The organism is Brenneria salicis ATCC 15712 = DSM 30166, assembly GCF_003315515.1.
Taxonomy (GTDB): domain Bacteria; phylum Pseudomonadota; class Gammaproteobacteria; order Enterobacterales; family Enterobacteriaceae; genus Brenneria; species Brenneria salicis.
Genome location: NZ_QNRY01000044.1, coordinates 1 through 15,236 on the forward strand (window position 1 = coordinate 1; position 15,236 = coordinate 15,236).

The 15,236-nt window shown below is 52.2% G+C and carries 15 protein-coding genes, 1 other RNA gene and 1 pseudogene; 9 read left to right on the forward strand and 8 right to left on the reverse strand.

Annotated elements, in window-relative coordinates:
- Window positions 1–98: 98 nt before the first annotated feature.
- The 3 genes and pseudogenes from DES54_RS15110 to smpB all read right to left on the reverse strand — a co-directional run.
- Window positions 99–806, reverse strand: a pseudogene (locus DES54_RS15110) (integrase arm-type DNA-binding domain-containing protein); the annotation flags it as partial.
- A gap of 165 nt (window positions 807–971) precedes the next feature.
- Window positions 972–1,335: a transfer-messenger RNA gene (gene ssrA, locus DES54_RS15115) on the reverse strand.
- Between the two features lie 50 nt (window positions 1,336–1,385).
- The gene (smpB, locus tag DES54_RS15120; protein WP_113868785.1) at window positions 1,386–1,868 is read right to left on the reverse strand and encodes an SsrA-binding protein SmpB; all 483 of its coding nucleotides are present in this window, start codon (window positions 1,866–1,868) and stop codon (window positions 1,386–1,388) included.
- Between the two features lie 155 nt (window positions 1,869–2,023).
- Between smpB and DES54_RS15125 the strand changes: the two genes are divergently transcribed.
- Entirely contained in the window at window positions 2,024–2,458 is a 435-nt protein-coding gene (locus tag DES54_RS15125) for a type II toxin-antitoxin system RatA family toxin (RefSeq protein WP_113868788.1), read from the forward strand.
- Window positions 2,451–2,735 (forward strand): RnfH family protein, encoded by a 285-nt coding sequence (locus DES54_RS15130; protein ID WP_113868790.1) that lies wholly within the window; start codon window positions 2,451–2,453, stop codon window positions 2,733–2,735. The genes DES54_RS15125 and DES54_RS15130 overlap by 8 nt, the downstream gene beginning before the upstream one ends.
- Before the next feature lie 110 nt (window positions 2,736–2,845).
- Here DES54_RS15130 and bamE read toward each other — a convergent pair whose 3' ends face one another.
- The 3 genes from bamE to nadK form a co-directional block, all read right to left on the reverse strand.
- A complete protein-coding gene (bamE, locus tag DES54_RS15135; RefSeq protein ID WP_113868792.1) occupies window positions 2,846–3,184 on the reverse strand; it encodes an outer membrane protein assembly factor BamE in 339 nt (112 codons plus the stop codon).
- A 118-nt stretch (window positions 3,185–3,302) separates the two neighbouring features.
- Window positions 3,303–5,000 (reverse strand): DNA repair protein RecN, encoded by a 1,698-nt coding sequence (recN, locus tag DES54_RS15140; RefSeq protein ID WP_113868794.1) that lies wholly within the window; start codon window positions 4,998–5,000, stop codon window positions 3,303–3,305.
- An 84-nt stretch (window positions 5,001–5,084) separates the two neighbouring features.
- On the reverse strand, window positions 5,085–5,963 hold the full coding sequence (gene nadK / locus DES54_RS15145; RefSeq protein WP_113868796.1) for an NAD(+) kinase: 879 nt from the start codon (window positions 5,961–5,963) through the stop codon (window positions 5,085–5,087).
- Window positions 5,964–6,093: 130 nt separating this feature from the next.
- On the opposite strand from nadK, the gene grpE reads away from it, so the two are divergent.
- From grpE to maeB, 4 genes are all read left to right on the forward strand, one after another.
- Complete coding sequence (grpE, locus tag DES54_RS15150) at window positions 6,094–6,684, forward strand: nucleotide exchange factor GrpE (protein WP_113868798.1); 591 nt, start codon at window positions 6,094–6,096, stop codon at window positions 6,682–6,684.
- 231 nt (window positions 6,685–6,915) lie between these two features.
- Window positions 6,916–8,154, forward strand: coding sequence for an Nramp family divalent metal transporter (locus tag DES54_RS15155; RefSeq protein WP_113868800.1), 1,239 nt, complete (start codon window positions 6,916–6,918; stop codon window positions 8,152–8,154).
- A gap of 59 nt (window positions 8,155–8,213) precedes the next feature.
- Window positions 8,214–8,792: a GDP-mannose pyrophosphatase NudK gene (gene nudK / locus DES54_RS15160; RefSeq protein WP_113868802.1), complete on the forward strand. Its 579-nt coding sequence runs from the start codon at window positions 8,214–8,216 to the stop codon at window positions 8,790–8,792.
- 245 nt (window positions 8,793–9,037) lie between these two features.
- Window positions 9,038–11,317: an NADP-dependent oxaloacetate-decarboxylating malate dehydrogenase gene (maeB, locus tag DES54_RS15165; RefSeq protein WP_113868804.1), complete on the forward strand. Its 2,280-nt coding sequence runs from the start codon at window positions 9,038–9,040 to the stop codon at window positions 11,315–11,317.
- 34 nt (window positions 11,318–11,351) lie between these two features.
- Here maeB and DES54_RS15170 read toward each other — a convergent pair whose 3' ends face one another.
- Window positions 11,352–11,810, reverse strand: a complete 459-nt coding sequence (locus DES54_RS15170; RefSeq protein WP_113868806.1) for a YaiI/YqxD family protein — start codon at window positions 11,808–11,810, stop codon at window positions 11,352–11,354.
- Window positions 11,811–11,815: 5 nt separating this feature from the next.
- Complete coding sequence (hemF, locus tag DES54_RS15175; protein ID WP_113868808.1) at window positions 11,816–12,751, reverse strand: oxygen-dependent coproporphyrinogen oxidase; 936 nt, start codon at window positions 12,749–12,751, stop codon at window positions 11,816–11,818.
- A 190-nt stretch (window positions 12,752–12,941) separates the two neighbouring features.
- Here hemF and DES54_RS15180 point away from each other — a divergent pair, with 190 nt between their 5' ends.
- The 3 genes from DES54_RS15180 to DES54_RS15190 all read left to right on the forward strand — a co-directional run bounded on the left by DES54_RS15180 (window position 12,942) and on the right by DES54_RS15190 (window position 15,216).
- Window positions 12,942–13,367: a GNAT family acetyltransferase gene (locus tag DES54_RS15180; protein ID WP_113868810.1), complete on the forward strand. Its 426-nt coding sequence runs from the start codon at window positions 12,942–12,944 to the stop codon at window positions 13,365–13,367.
- A 231-nt stretch (window positions 13,368–13,598) separates the two neighbouring features.
- Window positions 13,599–14,186 carry an RpoE-regulated lipoprotein gene (locus DES54_RS15185; RefSeq protein ID WP_113868812.1) on the forward strand — a complete coding sequence of 196 codons (588 nt, stop codon included), beginning with the start codon at window positions 13,599–13,601 and terminating at the stop codon, window positions 14,184–14,186.
- Between the two features lie 130 nt (window positions 14,187–14,316).
- A complete protein-coding gene (locus tag DES54_RS15190; RefSeq protein ID WP_113868814.1) occupies window positions 14,317–15,216 on the forward strand; it encodes a Dyp-type peroxidase in 900 nt (299 codons plus the stop codon).
- Window positions 15,217–15,236: the final 20 nt, after the last annotated feature.

Sequence of the window (15,236 nt, forward strand, 5' to 3'; positions counted from 1 at the left end):
TCTGCACTAAAATTTCTTTTTTTCATTGGAGCACCTGTGTTGTTCTGAGGTGAGCATATCACCTCTGTTCAGGTGGCCAAATTCAGTATTCCACTACATATAGACGCGTTTGACAGGGCAACCATGAATCGGGGGAGATCATCTGGGGGTAAAGCAGGCATGTTTTGCTTCTTAGGCTTACTGAATCGCTGACCGAGATTATCAGCAGGGTTAAATTCAATAAGCTCTTCTGTAGCAGCCCAACGGAAAATTTCATTTAGACGTGAAATAATACGGCGTAGGGTTTCCAGTACGCCTCGTTGTTCAATTGGGTCAAGATGCTGTTTTAAGAGCTTGGGACGGATCTCTTTGATAGGGACATTACCTAAACCGGGGAAGACATTTCGTTCGAGGCTACGCCAGATATCTTCTGCATGGTCTGGAGAGATGCCAGAAGTCTTAACTTTTTCATCTAACCACTTTCTTGCAACAGTCTGTAGCGTGTGCTCAGTGGCATCCTTAAGAGCATTGGCTTTAGCGTTGTTGTGAATCTGCGGATCAATACCGTTTGCAAGCAACGACAAGTATTCATCGCGTAGAGCCCGTGCCTTGGCAAGTGTGAGATGAGGATAGGTGCCTAAGCTCATCTTGGTTCGCTTTTTGGTTACTGGCACCGCATACCTGAAATACCAGTTTTTCTTGCCGCCTACAGAGAGAGGGGCGATTCGTAGCATCAGGCCGTCACCATCAAAAAGGCTGATCTCCTTTTCTGCTGGCTTAGTATTTTTGATTTCGGTGTCAGTAAGTTTCTTAGCGATCTTTGCCATTTTAGGACCCTCGATTTTGGGACCCTTTGCGTTGGGTCCTAAAAAGGGTGCCATAACGAGTAGCTTCTAGCAAATCTCAGTAGACTTCTATAGACGTAAAAAAGCCCGCAAGGCTGGTTCCATGCGGGCTTAGTAGACTTCAGTATACTTCAAACAACTAAAAAGTGGTGGAGCTGGGGGGATTTGAACCCCCGTCCGGAATTACTCTACCGTCGGTACTACATGCTTAGTCTAATCTTTGCATTCGCCTGCTAGCTGCGGACAGACACGCCACTAACAAACTAGCCTGATTGGATTTAACGCTTCAACCCCAGGCAGGGCATCCACGCGATCTCTTTTAGGTTTGACCTCTCTTGATCCCCGTCCTAAGAGCGGAGGCTAGGGAGAGAGGGCTCTAAGCAGGTTATTAAGCTGCTAAAGCGTAGTTTTCGTCGTTTGCGACTATTTTTTTGCGGCTTTTTACGAGGCCAACCGCCCCTCGGCATGCACCTTGGGCTTTGCAAATCCCGTCGAATCCAGAATCAGCCCCCAAGAAACTTTCGCCAGTATACCAGAACTTATACTGCTTAAGCCACTGACTTAGCGGTTAGCGTTCTTCATGATGCGGGCTTTGTCTAATTTCCATTCACGTTCTTTGATGTCATCACGTTTGTCGTGATCTTTCTTACCTTTGGCAACGCCAATTTTGACTTTGCTCCAGGCGTTTTTCCAATACATGGATAAGGCGACAACTGTGTAACCTTCACGGCTGACACGACCAAACAGCGAGTCTAGTTCTCGCTTATTCAGTAAGAGTTTACGGGTGCGAGTAGGGTCACAAACCACATGTGAAGATGCAACATTCAGCGGTGTGATCGTGGCGCCGAATAGAAACGCTTCACCGTCCCTGAATGTGACGTAGCTGTCGCTGATGTTGGCTTTGCCTGCTCGCAGGGATTTTACTTCCCAACCTTGCAACGCCAGTCCTGCCTCAAATTCTTCCTCAATGAAGTATTCGTGGCGAGCACGCTTGTTTTGCGCAATGGTAGCGGAACCGGGTTTATACGCTTTTTTCTTTGTCATAGTGCCGTCATTATACTGGATGTCAAAGGGAATGAAATCCCCGCCGTGCGTCAGAGCGATTGTTGATGATATCGTGCGATAGTGCTCGCAGAATTTTTGCCTGTCGGCCCATCAATGCTATTATTTTGCGCGTTTTTTGAATCACGGAAAATTGTATGCCTAAAATTAGTCGCTCGGCACTGGTTCCCTTCAGTGCGGAGCAGATGTACCAACTGGTCAATGATGTTGCTTCTTATCCCGCCTTTTTGCCTGGATGTACGGGCAGTCGGATCCTTTCATCGACGCCTGATGAAATGACGGCCGCGGTTGACGTTGCCAAAGCGGGCATTAGTAAGACATTCACCACACGCAATACGCTGACCAACAACCAAAATATCAATATGCAGTTGGTCGATGGTCCTTTTCGCCAGTTAAGCGGTGACTGGCATTTTACGCCGCTGAGCACGGATGCCTGCAAAGTGGAATTGCACCTTGATTTTGAATTCACCAATGCGCTGGTTGAACTCGCTTTTGGCAAAATTTTCAAGGAACTGGCGGGTAGTATGGTGCAGGCTTTTACCCAGCGCGCCAAAGAGGTCTACAGTGCCTGACATCAATGTGGATGTGGTATACGCGCTGCCGGAGCGACAATATTTGCGCACGCTGAAGCTGGCGCAAGGCAGTACGGTTGAACAGGCAATCATCGCGTCGGGGTTACTGGAACTGCGGCGTGATATCGATCTGCAAAGCAATAAAGTCGGCATTTACAGTCGCGCGGTAAAGCTGACGGAGGTGTTGAATGATGGCGATCGTGTCGAGATCTATCGTCCTCTGATTGCCGATCCGAAAGAACTGCGCCGCCAGCGTGCTGAGCGCTCAAAAAAATAAGGCACTGCGTGCCTTATTGTTGTCGCCAGCCAACGAGTAGCCAAATCCCGGCGTATCAATCCGCGTCATTTCACCCTCTCTGTGCGGACAACCGACAAAACCGTGACAGATTAGTTCAGTGCCGGTTTGTTATCGATATTGGTCAGCAGGCCGTCACCACTGAACGTCAGCGTTAGCGTTTGCTGTTTTACGGATTCATGACCAGGCTGCTGGCGGAATATATAAAACCAGGTATCACTGCCGAACGGATCCTGCATCATAGGCGTACCGAGGGTATAAGCGACCTGTTGTTTGGTCATCCCGGTGTGAATTTTTGCGACGTCACCCGGTGCCAGATAGTTTCCCTGATTGATGTCCGGCCGATAGACCACTTTTTCCAACGTGGAACAACCGGCAGTCAGCATAACAACAACCACCGCGGCGACGACAGTCAGCGTTTTACAGCGCATAGTGATTTTATTCCTTAAGGGCATAGGTTGCCGATGATAATAGACCTTGCCTGACTTGAAAACCTGCAAGACCCCAGTATGACCTCAGGATTGCAAAAAAGTTGAGCTTTTTTACCTGTCATTGGCTTTGCAAACTGTTGTGACCGTCCAGGTTTACGGCCGCCAGCAATTCTTTGGCGTTTGCCAGCGTGTGTTTGGTGACGGCGCTGCCGCCGAGTAAGCGTGCGAGTTCTTGTAGTCGTGCTCGTTTGTCCAGCGGCTGCATCAGGGTTTCGGTTGCCGCGCCATCGGTTTGCTTACTGACAAAGAAATGGTGATGACCGCAACCTGCAACTTGTGGCAGGTGAGTGACACACATGACCTGTGTTGACTCCCCAAGCTGACGCAGCATTTTGCCGACAATCGCCGCAGTCGGGCCGCTGATCCCTACATCGACCTCATCAAAAATTAATGCCGGCGTATCCATTTTACGTGCGGTGATAACCTGAATAATCAGGGCAATACGTGACAGTTCCCCGCCGGACGCCACTTTCGCCAGTGGTTGATGAGGTTGACCGGGGTTGGTGGTGACGCAGAATTCAATGTTGTCGGCGCCGCTGGCGGTCAGGTATTCAGGGGTGAATTTCACGTCGATTGTGAAGTGACCGTGCGGCATCGCCAGTTCATGCATATTGGCGGTGATCAGCCGGGCTAATTCGCCGGCATGATGTCGTCGGCGAATATGCAATTGTTCCGCGGCATGTAACGCCTGTTGATGGTAGGCGCTGACGGCTGCGCTGAGCGTTTCATGGTCGCTTTCCTGTTGTTCCAGCAAACGTTGCTCCTCCAACAGTTGCTTATAAAACGCGGGTAAGGCTTCCGGCGCGACATGATGCTTACGAGCTAATGCCAGTTGGCGGGATAATCGTTGTTCAAGTTCGTATAGCCGGATGGGATCGAGATCCATCTGATCGCTATAGTGACGCAATTCATCACTGGCTTCACTGATTAGGATCCCGGCTTCTTCCAGCATATTGAGCACGCCTGACAGTTTTTCATCCATACTAATCAACTCGCCAAGCTGGTTTTTTACGCTGTAGAGCATGCTGAGTATGTTCTGCTCTTCATTTTCGCTAAGCAATTGCAATGTTTGTTGGCTCAATGACAATAACTGACCACTGTTCGACAGCCGTTTGTATTCGACATCAATCTGTTCATATTCGCCAGACTGAGGGGCGAATTCATTCAGTTCTTTCAATTGGTATTGCAGGAGTTCACGACGCGCTTCCCGCTCGATTGCCGCCTGCTGCAATTGCGCCAGTTCGCGGCAGCTTTGATGCCATTGCTGCCTGATTTGCTGCATTGCCCGCAGTAAGTCGGGTTCGTCCGCATAGGCATCCAACAGATGCTTTTGATGATCGGGTTTGAGCAGTAACTGGTGAGCGTGCTGGCCGTGAAGTTGAATCAGCAATTGGCCGAGTTCGCGCAACTGTGACAAAGGTACGGCTGTACCGTTGATGAAGCCGCGTGAACGCCCGTCCGCGCCAATTACCCGGCGTAGCAGACATTCATTGCTGTCATCAAGTTGATTTTCTTCCAGCCATTGGCGTGCGGTGGGCGTATCGACCAGAGAAAAGCGGGCGCAAATATCGGCACGCGCCGCGCCGGGCCTGACCATGCTGGCGTCGGCGCGATTTCCCAGACAGAGGCCGAGGGCATCAATGGCAATGGATTTTCCGGCGCCGGTTTCGCCGGTAATCACGCTCATTCCTGCCTGAAAATCAATATCCAATTCGCGCACGATGGCGAAGTTACTGATAGTGAGTTGCGCCAGCATGATAGTTTCCTGTATGTAAAGACAATGTGTGATTACATACAGTATAAACTGGTTTTATATACAGTAAAGTGGCTGGCGAAAATTTTAGAACAATTTTTTTGACCAGCCGAGTTTTGTGCTTAATGTATTGAAGTAGCTATAGTTTTTTGGGTGAATAAGATTCAGGTGATGTGCGCTGCGGCGGATAAGCACTTCTTCCCCTTGTTGCACCGGGAGTGAAATCTGGCTGTCGCAACTGATTTCCAGATCATGGGTGATGTGGGAAAATTTCAATCGAATCGTGCTGTTGTTGCTGATAACCAGCGGACGAGCCGAAAGCGTGTGAGGGAACATCGGCACCAGTGCAATGGCTTCAAGCGAAGGGGTGAGAATCGGGCCGCCGCCGGAGAGCGAATAAGCGGTCGAACCGGTGGGCGTAGAGATGATCAAACCATCTGAACGCTGCGAAAACGCAAAATTGTCGTCTATATAGACTTCAAATTCGATCATGTGCGCCACTTTGCCGGGATGGAGCACTACTTCGTTGATGGCGGAGCTGATGCTGTTTGGCTGGTCGGCGCGGCAGATGTGCGCTTCCAGCATAAAACGTTGTTCGCTCAGATAATGGCCATCGAGCACTTCCGAAAGCTGCTGCTGGGCGTGGTCAGGATCGAGGTCGGTCAGAAACCCTAAGTTGCCGCGGTTAACGCCAATCACGTTGATGCCGTAGCGGGACAGAACGCGGGCGGCGCCGAGCATATTGCCATCGCCGCCGACCACCACAGCAAGATCGGCGAGTTGTCCGATATCGGCCAGGCTGCCGGTCGGTGCGCCTTGCAGATTCAACTCACGGGCAATCTGCTGTTCAATCAGGACTGAATAACCTTTACCGGTGAGCCAGTGGTAAAGCATTTCATGGGTAGCCAGCGCGGTAGGATGTCGTGGATGGCCGACGATGCCAATACAATTAAACGGTTTATTCATTGCTGTTATTATCCCAAGCGTGGTGTGCCGACGGTCTGTGGGACCAATATGTGACTGGTTCCCTTGAAACCCCGGTTTTGATCCCCATAATAGCAACTAGCGAGATTAATGCTAAACCGCGGAGAATTTCATGAGTAGTAAAGAACAGAACACGCCTGACGAGCAAGTCTTGGATCAAACGGATGCAGCAAAAAGGCGGCAGGAGGAAGTCGTGCCGGAGACGACGGTAGACGCAGCGGATCCGCGTGATGAGCGCATTGCGGAATTGGAAGCACAACTGAGCGAACTACAGCAGCGTGAACGCGACAACGTGCTGCGCGCCCGTGCCGAAGCCGATAATATTCGTCGTCGTGCGGAGATGGATGTTGAGAAAGCCCATAAATTCGCGGTGGAGAAATTCGCCAGCGAAATGTTGCCGGTGATTGATAATCTTGAGCGTGCATTGGATATGGCGGATAAATCCAATGACGCGTTGGCATCAATGATTGAAGGGGTTGAACTCACGTTTAAATCCCTGCTGGATGCTGTGCACAAGTTTGGCATTGAAGTCATTGGGGACGTGAACGTGCCGTTCAATCCGGAAGTTCATCAGGCGATGACCATGCTGGAATCGGCTGAGCATCAGCCCAACTACGTCATGATGGTTATGCAAAAAGGCTATACCCTGAATGGACGCCTGCTGCGCCCTGCTATGGTGGCCGTCTCCAAAGCGAAAGAATAACTTTTCTCGCGTTTGGTCTATTGCTTCACGTCATCATCAACCCCATGCTTCTGGCGTGGGGTTTTTGTTTATATATTGTTAATATTTATTTGTTAAAAAAGGTGTTTTGATTTGGCGATGGCTCATCATCTTTAGCTATTGGAAGAATTGGTATTGTCATTCTAGATGCGCTTGATAATCATTATCATTTGTGTGAGAGTGGGTAAAACAATAGCGTTAGAAGGGACATATATGCCGAATAGCCGTGTCGTCGGGTCAGTCAGTCGTACATCCAGAAAGGTCAAACTTTCCTTGATGGGGCCTGCGTTTATTGCGGCGATTGGGTACATTGATCCGGGTAACTTCGCCACTAATATCCAGTCTGGCGCGGCTTATGGCTATACCCTGCTATGGGTGGTGGTGTGGGCCAACATCATGGCCATGCTGATTCAGTTACTGTCCGCCAAACTTGGGATCGCAACCGGTAAAAATCTGGCTGAACTGATCCGCGATCGTTTTCCCCGGCCCGCAGTCTGGGCCTATTGGGGGCAGGCTGAGATTATCGCGATGGCAACCGATCTGGCGGAATTCATTGGCGCCGCCATCGGTTTCAAACTGTTGTTGGGCGTTTCGCTGCTTGAAGGCGCGATCCTGACGGCTATCGCCACGCTTTTGATTTTAATGCTGCAAAAGCGTGGGCAAAAACCGCTGGAAATGGTGATCGGCGGGTTGCTGCTGTTTGTGGCCGCGGCTTATATCGTTGAACTGGTTTTCTCTCGTCCTGAGTTATCCGCGCTGGCCAAAGGGATTGCCATCCCCAGCCTGCCGACGTCGGAGGCGGTGTTGCTGGCGGCGGGGGTGCTGGGCGCCACCATCATGCCGCATGTGATTTATCTGCATTCTTCTCTGACGCAACATGAAGGCAAACACTCCCGTGCGGAACGTTATGCGGCGACCAAGGTGGATGTGGCTATCGCCATGACGATTGCCGGTTTTGTTAATCTGGCGATGATGGCGACGGCAGCGGCGGCCTTTCATTTTAGTGGTAATCAGGATATTGCCGATCTCGATAAGGCTTATCTGACGCTTGACCCGTTGCTGGGACAAGCCGCCGCCACGATTTTCGGGCTGAGTCTGGTGGTGGCGGGGTTGTCCTCGACGGTGGTCGGTACGCTGGCCGGGCAAGTGGTTATGCAGGGATTTGTGCATTTCCATATTCCGTTGTGGGTGCGGCGGGTAGTCACGATGTTGCCATCGTTTATCGTTATTCTTTCTGGTATGGACCCGACCCGCGTACTGGTCATGAGCCAGGTGGAGCTGAGTTTCGGTATTGCGCTGGCGCTGGTGCCGCTGCTGGCTTTTACCGGCGACCGGGCGCTAATGGGCGATATGGTGAACGGTAAATGGATTCAGCGTATTGGTAAGGTGATTGTCGTGCTGGTGGTTTCCCTGAACCTTTATCTGTTGCTCGGCAGCGTGCTTGACATATAGAAACGGACGGCGTTTTATCGGCCTATGTTCTGAATAGGCAATCGTTGTGAAGGTGGTTTATGTCATCGCCAATTACGCTCATTGAAAAGAAACTCCTGTCTGACCACTGGTTTATTCTGCATAAATATGTGTTTGATTTAAAAAGAAAGAGTGGCGGTGTTATCCGTCAGATCCGTGAAGTGTATGACCGTGGCGATGGCGCGACCATCCTGTTGTACAACCGGGCGAAAGGAACGGTCGTGTTGACGCGCCAGTTCCGCATTCCCACTTATGTCAACGGTAATGAGAGCGGGATGTTGTTGGAGGCCTGCGCCGGATTGCTTGACGAGCATTCGCCGGAAGCGTGTATCCGCAACGAGGCGATAGAAGAGACGGGCTATGCGATCGCCAACGTCGAGAAGTTGTTCGAGGCTTATATGTCGCCCGGTGGCGTCACCGAGCGTTTGCACTTCTTCGCGGCAGAGTATGACGAATCGCTGCGTGACAACGCGGGCGGCGGCGTGGAAGACGAAGATATCGAAGTGCTGGAATTGCCGTTCAAGCAGGCAATGGCAATGATCAGCGATGGCCGGATCAAAGACGCCAAGACCATCATGTTGTTACAATATGCGCAAATTCAGGGATGGTTTGCAACGTAGCGCGCCATTAAATGTGGCGCATCAAACCTGTTTTTTATAACGTGATGCGGTGTCCTGGTTTCCTGACATTACTGCTGAAAATGGCTCATCGTTTGCACAAAAAAACATCAAATAAAATAACTATATTAATCAGTATTCACGTCAGCTTTTTGTCATCCTTCATAGTTTCACAATTCTCAAACACTATACTGGGTACTCTTGGCCCTACATGCATGACACAACAAAAACCGATAAAGGATTAAACGATGGATGAACAACTAAAGCAAAGCGCGCTTGATTTTCACCAATATCCGGTTCCGGGGAAAATTCAGGTTTCGCCAACCAAGCCTTTGGCGACCCAGCGTGATCTGGCGCTGGCCTACTCTCCCGGCGTGGCGGCCCCTTGTCTGGAAATTGCTGAAGATCCGTTGGCGGCATATAAATACACCGCGCGCGGCAATCTGGTCGCGGTCATTTCTAACGGAACCGCGGTTCTCGGCCTCGGTAATATCGGCGCGCTGGCCGGTAAACCAGTGATGGAAGGCAAGGGCGTTCTGTTTAAAAAATTCTCCGGTATCGACGTATTCGATATTGAAGTGGATGAGCTTGATCCAGACAAACTGATCGACGTTGTTGCGGCTCTGGAACCGACGTTTGGCGGCATCAATCTGGAAGATATTAAAGCGCCGGAATGTTTCTATATTGAGAAGAAACTGCGCGAGCGTATGAAGATCCCGGTGTTCCATGACGATCAGCATGGCACCGCCATCATCTGTACCGCCGCGGTGCTCAACGGATTGCGGGTGGTGGAAAAGAATATCTCCGATGTCCGTCTGGTGGTATCGGGTGCGGGTGCGGCGTCCATCGCTTGTCTGAACCTGCTGGTGGCGCTGGGCCTTCAGAAGCACAACATCGTGGTGTGTGATTCTCGCGGCGTGATTTATCAGGGCCGTGATGAAAATATGGAAGAAACCAAAGCCGCCTATGCGATTCAGGATAATGGCGCCCGTAAACTGGCGGACGTGATCCCCGACGCCGATATCTTCCTCGGTTGCTCCGGCCCCGGCGTATTGACGCCGGATATGGTGAAGACCATGGCGCCTCGTCCGCTGATTTTGGCGCTGGCGAACCCGGAACCTGAAATCCTGCCGCCGCTGGCGAGAGAAGTTCGTCCCGATGCGATTATCTGCACCGGTCGTTCCGACTATCCTAACCAGGTGAATAACGTACTGTGTTTCCCGTTCATCTTCCGGGGCGCGCTGGATGTGGGCGCGACCACTATTAATGAAGAGATGAAACTGGCCTGCGTTCATGCTATCGCTGATCTGGCGCTGGCGGAGCAAAGCGAAGTGGTGGCCTCCGCCTATGGCGATCAGGATCTATCATTTGGCCCGGAATATCTGATCCCGAAACCGTTCGATCCGCGTCTGATCATTAAGATTGCTCCGGCTGTCGCGAAAGCGGCGATGGAATCCGGGGTGGCGACGCGCCCGATTGAGGATTTCGATGCCTATATCGAAAAGCTGACGCAGTTTGTCTACAAAACCAACCTGTTTATGAAGCCGATTTTCTCTCAGGCGCGTCAACAGCCCAAACGCGTGGTGTTTGCCGAAGGTGAAGACTCGCGTGTACTGCATGCGACACAGGAACTGGTCACGCTGGGGATGGCGTTCCCGATCCTGATTGGTCGTCCAAGCGTGATTGAGATGCGTTTGCAGAAACTGGGCTTGCAATTGACCATCGGTAAAGATTTTGAAGTGGTCAACAATGAATCCGATCCGCGTTTCAAGGAGTACTGGAGCGAGTATTTCGAGCTTATGAAACGGCGCGGCGTGTCGCAGGAGCAGGCGCAACGTGCGGTGATCGGCAATCCGACGTTGATCGGTTCTATCATGGTGTTGCGCGGCGAAGCCGACGCATTGATTTGCGGAACCATCGGCACCTATGAAGAACATTTCGATGTAGTGGAGAAAGTCTTTGGCTACCGCGAAGGCGTCCATGTTGCCGGCGCGATGAATGCGTTGCTGTTGCCGAGCGGTAATACCTTTATCGCCGATACTTACGTCAACGCCGATCCAACACCGGAGCAACTGGCGGAAATCACCCTGATGGCGGCGGAAACCGTGCGTCGTTTCGGTATTGAACCTAAAGTGGCTCTGCTGTCTCATTCCAGTTTTGGTACGTCTGACTCGTTGACGGCGCAGAAAATGCGCGCCACCCTGAGTTTGGTCAACAAGCTGGCGCCGGAACTGCAAATTGATGGCGAGATGCACGGTGACGCCGCGCTAGTGGAAGCGATCCGCCGCGAGCAAATGCCGGATAGCCCGCTGAAAGGTTCGGCCAACATTCTGATCATGCCGACGATGGAAGCGGCGCGTATCAGCTATAACCTGTTGCGTGTTTCCTCTTCCGAAGGGGTAACGGTTGGGCCGGTACTGATGGGCGTAGCCAAACCGGTACACATCCTGACGCCGATCGCATCAGTACGCCGCATCATCAACATGGTGGCGCTGGCGGTAGTGGAAGCGCAAACACAACCGCTGTAATGTGCTGCCAACCCTAACGTCATCTCTGGCCCGGCTAACTCGCCGGGCTTTTTTTATGCCGCAACCATTTATCCAACTCATTGGCGAACTGCTGCCGGTCCCGCTGATTCAGGGCATTAGGGCCGCCGGTTTGTACCCCGCTGGCGCGCATCGTATCCATGAAGTCCCGCATATTCAGCCGCTCACGAATGGTATCGGGCGTATAGCGTTCACCACGGGGATTTAACGCGACGCCCCCTTTTTCGATCACTTCGGCGGCCAGCGGAATATCGCTGGTGACCACTAAATCGCCGGGTTCAACGCGCCGTACAATTTCGTTATCGGCGACATCGAATCCGGCTGAAACGCGCAGCGTGCGAATAAAACGCGATGGCGGGACTTTCAGCGATTGATTGGCGACCAGCGTGGTCAGCGTCGCGGTACGCTCCGCCGCGCGGTACAGCACGTCTTTGATGACATTGGGACAGGCGTCGGCATCCACCCAGATTTGCATAGGTATTACTCCGTTGCCGGGAGATTGCCGTCATCATCGGCCAGCCAGTCTCTGGCGGGCAGGAAATCCCTGTACAGCGCCGCTTCCGGGCTATCGGGCTGAGGGTGATACTGATATTCCCAACGCGCCAGCGGCGGCATCGACATTAAAATCGATTCGGTTCGCCCGCCGCTTTGCAGGCCGAATAACGTACCGCGATCCCAGACCAGATTAAATTCCACGTAACGCCCGCGACGATATAACTGAAATTCGCGCTCCCGCTCCCTCCACGGCAATGCTTTGCGACGTTCTACGATTGGCAGATAGGCATCCAGAAAACCTTCTCCAACCGCACGGGTGAAGGCGAATGCGGTATCAAAGTCAGGCGTGTTCAAATCGTCAAAGAACAGCCCGCCAATACCGCGAGCTTCATTACGGTGTTTCAGAAAGAAATAGTCATCACACCATTTTTTATAACGCGGGTAGACCTGCTCGCCGAACGGACGGCACAAATTGAGCGCCGTCTTATGCCAGTGCGCCGCGTCCTCCTTGAAACCATAGAATGGGGTTAAGTCAAAGCCGCCGCCGAACCACCAGACCGGATCTTCTCCCGGTTTTTCCGCGATGAAAAAGCGCACATTGGCATGACTGGTGGGAACATAGGGATTTTGCGGATGAACGACCAGCGAGACGCCCATCGCCTGATAGCTGCGGCCCGCCAGTTCGGGGCGGTGCGCGCTGGCGGATGGGGGAAGCGACTGGCCGAAGACATGCGAGAAATTGACGCCGGCCCGCTCGAAGACATTGCCGCCGGCTAGCACGCGGCTGCGTCCGCCGCCGCCTTCCGCCCGCTGCCAGACGTCTTCATCAAAATCGGCGCCGCCATCTGCCGCGGCAAGCTGCTGACAGATAGCATCCTGTAAAGTAAGAAGAAATTTTTTTACAGCACTGATGTTAGACATGCGTACATCCTTTTATCCGGCGCGAGGTAGGGCAATAAATGCGGTCAGTATAACGATTATTGCCGCGCAATAAAGACAGCCGTGGGGCCTGCGTCTGATTCGCTCTTGCCAGTAAGCCGCAATTTGAGATTGCGTCTGACAAAAATCACGCGATAATCAGAACAGGCCTAATTACAAGGTGGCAAACGCGATGGAAATCCGCATATTCAGGCAAGATGACTTTGAGGAAGTGATCACTCTTTGGGAGCGTTGTGATCTATTGCGCCCGTGGAATGATCCTGAGATGGATATTGAACGCAAGCTGAATCATGATCCCGATCTGTTTCTGGTCGCCGAAGTGAGCGGGGAAGTGGTGGGTTCGGTGATGGGCGGATACGACGGGCATCGCGGCGCCGCGTATTATCTGGGCGTACACCCGGATTACCGGGGGCGCGGCATTGCTAATGCGCTGATCAGCCGGTTGGAGAAAAAGCTTATCGCCCGCGGTTGTCCCAAGATCCACCTGATGGTGCGCGAAGATAACGATGCGGTGATTGGCATGTATGAAAAGCTGGACTATGAAATCGTCGATTGCGTAACGCTGGGAAAACGGCTGATCGAGGATCAGGAGTACTGAGGCGCGCTGGCTTCTCCTATGTTGTGATCATCGCTTTTCGCAATCGTGTTTTAGCGTCGTTGTTTTAACTGCATAGGGGAGAACCAACGGATCGAGCAGGTTTCTCTATCAGTTGTTTTATCCCTGTCATTCTTATCGCGATTATCCTATTTTTACGGCACTTTCCGTTGATCTCACCCTCAAATTCCCATTCTGTTAAGGTGAGCCGTTCAATCTTGAGGAGTACATTTCATGAATTTTCGCCCGCTATTGCTGGTGTTGCCGCTGTTGCTGACCGGATGCGGCACATTGTCCAATTTCTCCTGGTCCAGTCTGTCGCCGTTCAACTGGTTCGGCGGCGCGTTGCAGGTATCCGATACTGGCGTCGGCGGTATCAATGCCGGGACGCCGCTGGTGGAAAGCGCGTTGCAAAGCGCGCTGAATGGCGATTATCAACTGCGCAGCGGTATGGGGATGTCTAACGGTCAACTGGTCGCGTTTTACCACGTGCTGGATGGCGAAGACGTGAAGCTGATGATTAGCGGCCAGCCTAAAGGCAGCGTTAAGAAAGTCGAGGTGATGGATGCGGCGATCGACAGCGTATGGGGCGTGAAGATCGGGGATGCTTTCAGTGACGTCTACAGCAAAGCGTTTGACGCCTGCCAGTTAGGGCAGGGCGAGGATGCGCAAAGCGTGGAATGCGCCGCGCCGCAGAGTAAACACGTCAGCTACCTGTATTCCGGCAAATGGAGCGGACCGGAAGGTTTAATGCCTTCTGACGATATTCTCAAAACGTGGCGGGTGAGCAAAATCGTCTGGCATGCGCAGTCCCGAAATTAATTTTGTTCTCAGGCAAAGTAAAAATCCGATTGCTTCCGGTATGATAACCACGCTGCGTCGGCATTTATGCTGCAGTGACTGTATGAAAAATAACAACAAGAGAAGCATTCGATATATTGAGGGAGCAGAAATGACACTTATTCAAAGCGGCATTTTGCCGGAGCACCGCCGTTTTGCCATTTTTATGGAAACTATGGTGCAAGGGGAGTTTGACGCCATCCGGCAAGGATGCAAAAAGTTTTGTCAGGCGTTGTCAGATCTGCAACAGCAATTTCCTGATGCTGGGTTAGGGGGCGTGCTGGCGTTTGGCAACGATATCTGGCGCGAACTGGATTGCCAAAATAGCGCATCCGAGCTTAAGCCTTTCACGCCATTAGGTAAGGGACTGGCGCCAGCCACCCAGCGCGATTTGCTGATCCATATCCAGTCACAACGTCATGACGTCAATTTCAGTCTGGCGCAGTACGCGCTGGCGGCGTTTGGCAATGCCATTCGGGTCGAAGAGGAAACGCATGGTTTCCGCTGGGTGGAAGATCGTGATTTGAGCGGCTTCATCGATGAGACGGAAAACCCGCAGGGCGAGGCGCGTCAGGCGGTGGCGATTATTCCGGCAGACCAGCCCGACGCAGGCGGCAGCTATGTCTTTATACAACGCTGGGAGCACAATCTGAGGCAGTTACAGCGGATTAGCGTTGAGCAGCAGGAACAGATGATTGGCCGGACGAAACAGAATAATGAAGAGATTGAAGCCGATCAGCGTCCCGTCACTTCACATCTTAGCCGCGTCGATTTGAAAGAAGACGGGAAAGGGCTAAAAATCCTGCGTCAGAGCCTGCCTTATGGCACCGCCAGCGGTAAACATGGGTTGTACTTCATTGCCTACTGCGCGCGCTTACACAACATCGAGCAGCAATTGCTCAGCATGTTTGGCGAGCGGGATGGCAAGCGTGACGATATGCTGCGCTTTACCCGCGCCGTGAGCGGCGGCTATTTCTTTGCGCCTTCCCTGAGCCGTCTGCTGACGTTGTAATTAATGCCGTTTTTCCTGAT

What these genes read in the sequence shown, in the direction of transcription:
- nadK (WP_113868796.1), bottom strand. Translation starts at nt 5,963, where the DNA reads ATGAATAAACCGTTTAATTGTATTGGCATCGTCGGCCATCCACGACAT.
- DES54_RS15180 (WP_113868810.1), top strand. Translation starts at nt 12,942, where the DNA reads ATGGAAATCCGCATATTCAGGCAAGATGACTTTGAGGAAGTGATCACT.
- recN (WP_113868794.1), bottom strand. Translation starts at nt 5,000, where the DNA reads ATGCTGGCGCAACTCACTATCAGTAACTTCGCCATCGTGCGCGAATTG.
- DES54_RS15190 (WP_113868814.1), top strand. Translation starts at nt 14,317, where the DNA reads ATGACACTTATTCAAAGCGGCATTTTGCCGGAGCACCGCCGTTTTGCC.
- bamE (WP_113868792.1), bottom strand. Translation starts at nt 3,184, where the DNA reads ATGCGCTGTAAAACGCTGACTGTCGTCGCCGCGGTGGTTGTTGTTATG.
- DES54_RS15185 (WP_113868812.1), top strand. Translation starts at nt 13,599, where the DNA reads ATGAATTTTCGCCCGCTATTGCTGGTGTTGCCGCTGTTGCTGACCGGA.
- hemF (WP_113868808.1), bottom strand. Translation starts at nt 12,751, where the DNA reads ATGTCTAACATCAGTGCTGTAAAAAAATTTCTTCTTACTTTACAGGAT.
- nudK (WP_113868802.1), top strand. Translation starts at nt 8,214, where the DNA reads ATGTCATCGCCAATTACGCTCATTGAAAAGAAACTCCTGTCTGACCAC.
- maeB (WP_113868804.1), top strand. Translation starts at nt 9,038, where the DNA reads ATGGATGAACAACTAAAGCAAAGCGCGCTTGATTTTCACCAATATCCG.
- DES54_RS15125 (WP_113868788.1), top strand. Translation starts at nt 2,024, where the DNA reads ATGCCTAAAATTAGTCGCTCGGCACTGGTTCCCTTCAGTGCGGAGCAG.
- grpE (WP_113868798.1), top strand. Translation starts at nt 6,094, where the DNA reads ATGAGTAGTAAAGAACAGAACACGCCTGACGAGCAAGTCTTGGATCAA.
- DES54_RS15155 (WP_113868800.1), top strand. Translation starts at nt 6,916, where the DNA reads ATGCCGAATAGCCGTGTCGTCGGGTCAGTCAGTCGTACATCCAGAAAG.
- DES54_RS15170 (WP_113868806.1), bottom strand. Translation starts at nt 11,810, where the DNA reads ATGCAAATCTGGGTGGATGCCGACGCCTGTCCCAATGTCATCAAAGAC.
- smpB (WP_113868785.1), bottom strand. Translation starts at nt 1,868, where the DNA reads ATGACAAAGAAAAAAGCGTATAAACCCGGTTCCGCTACCATTGCGCAA.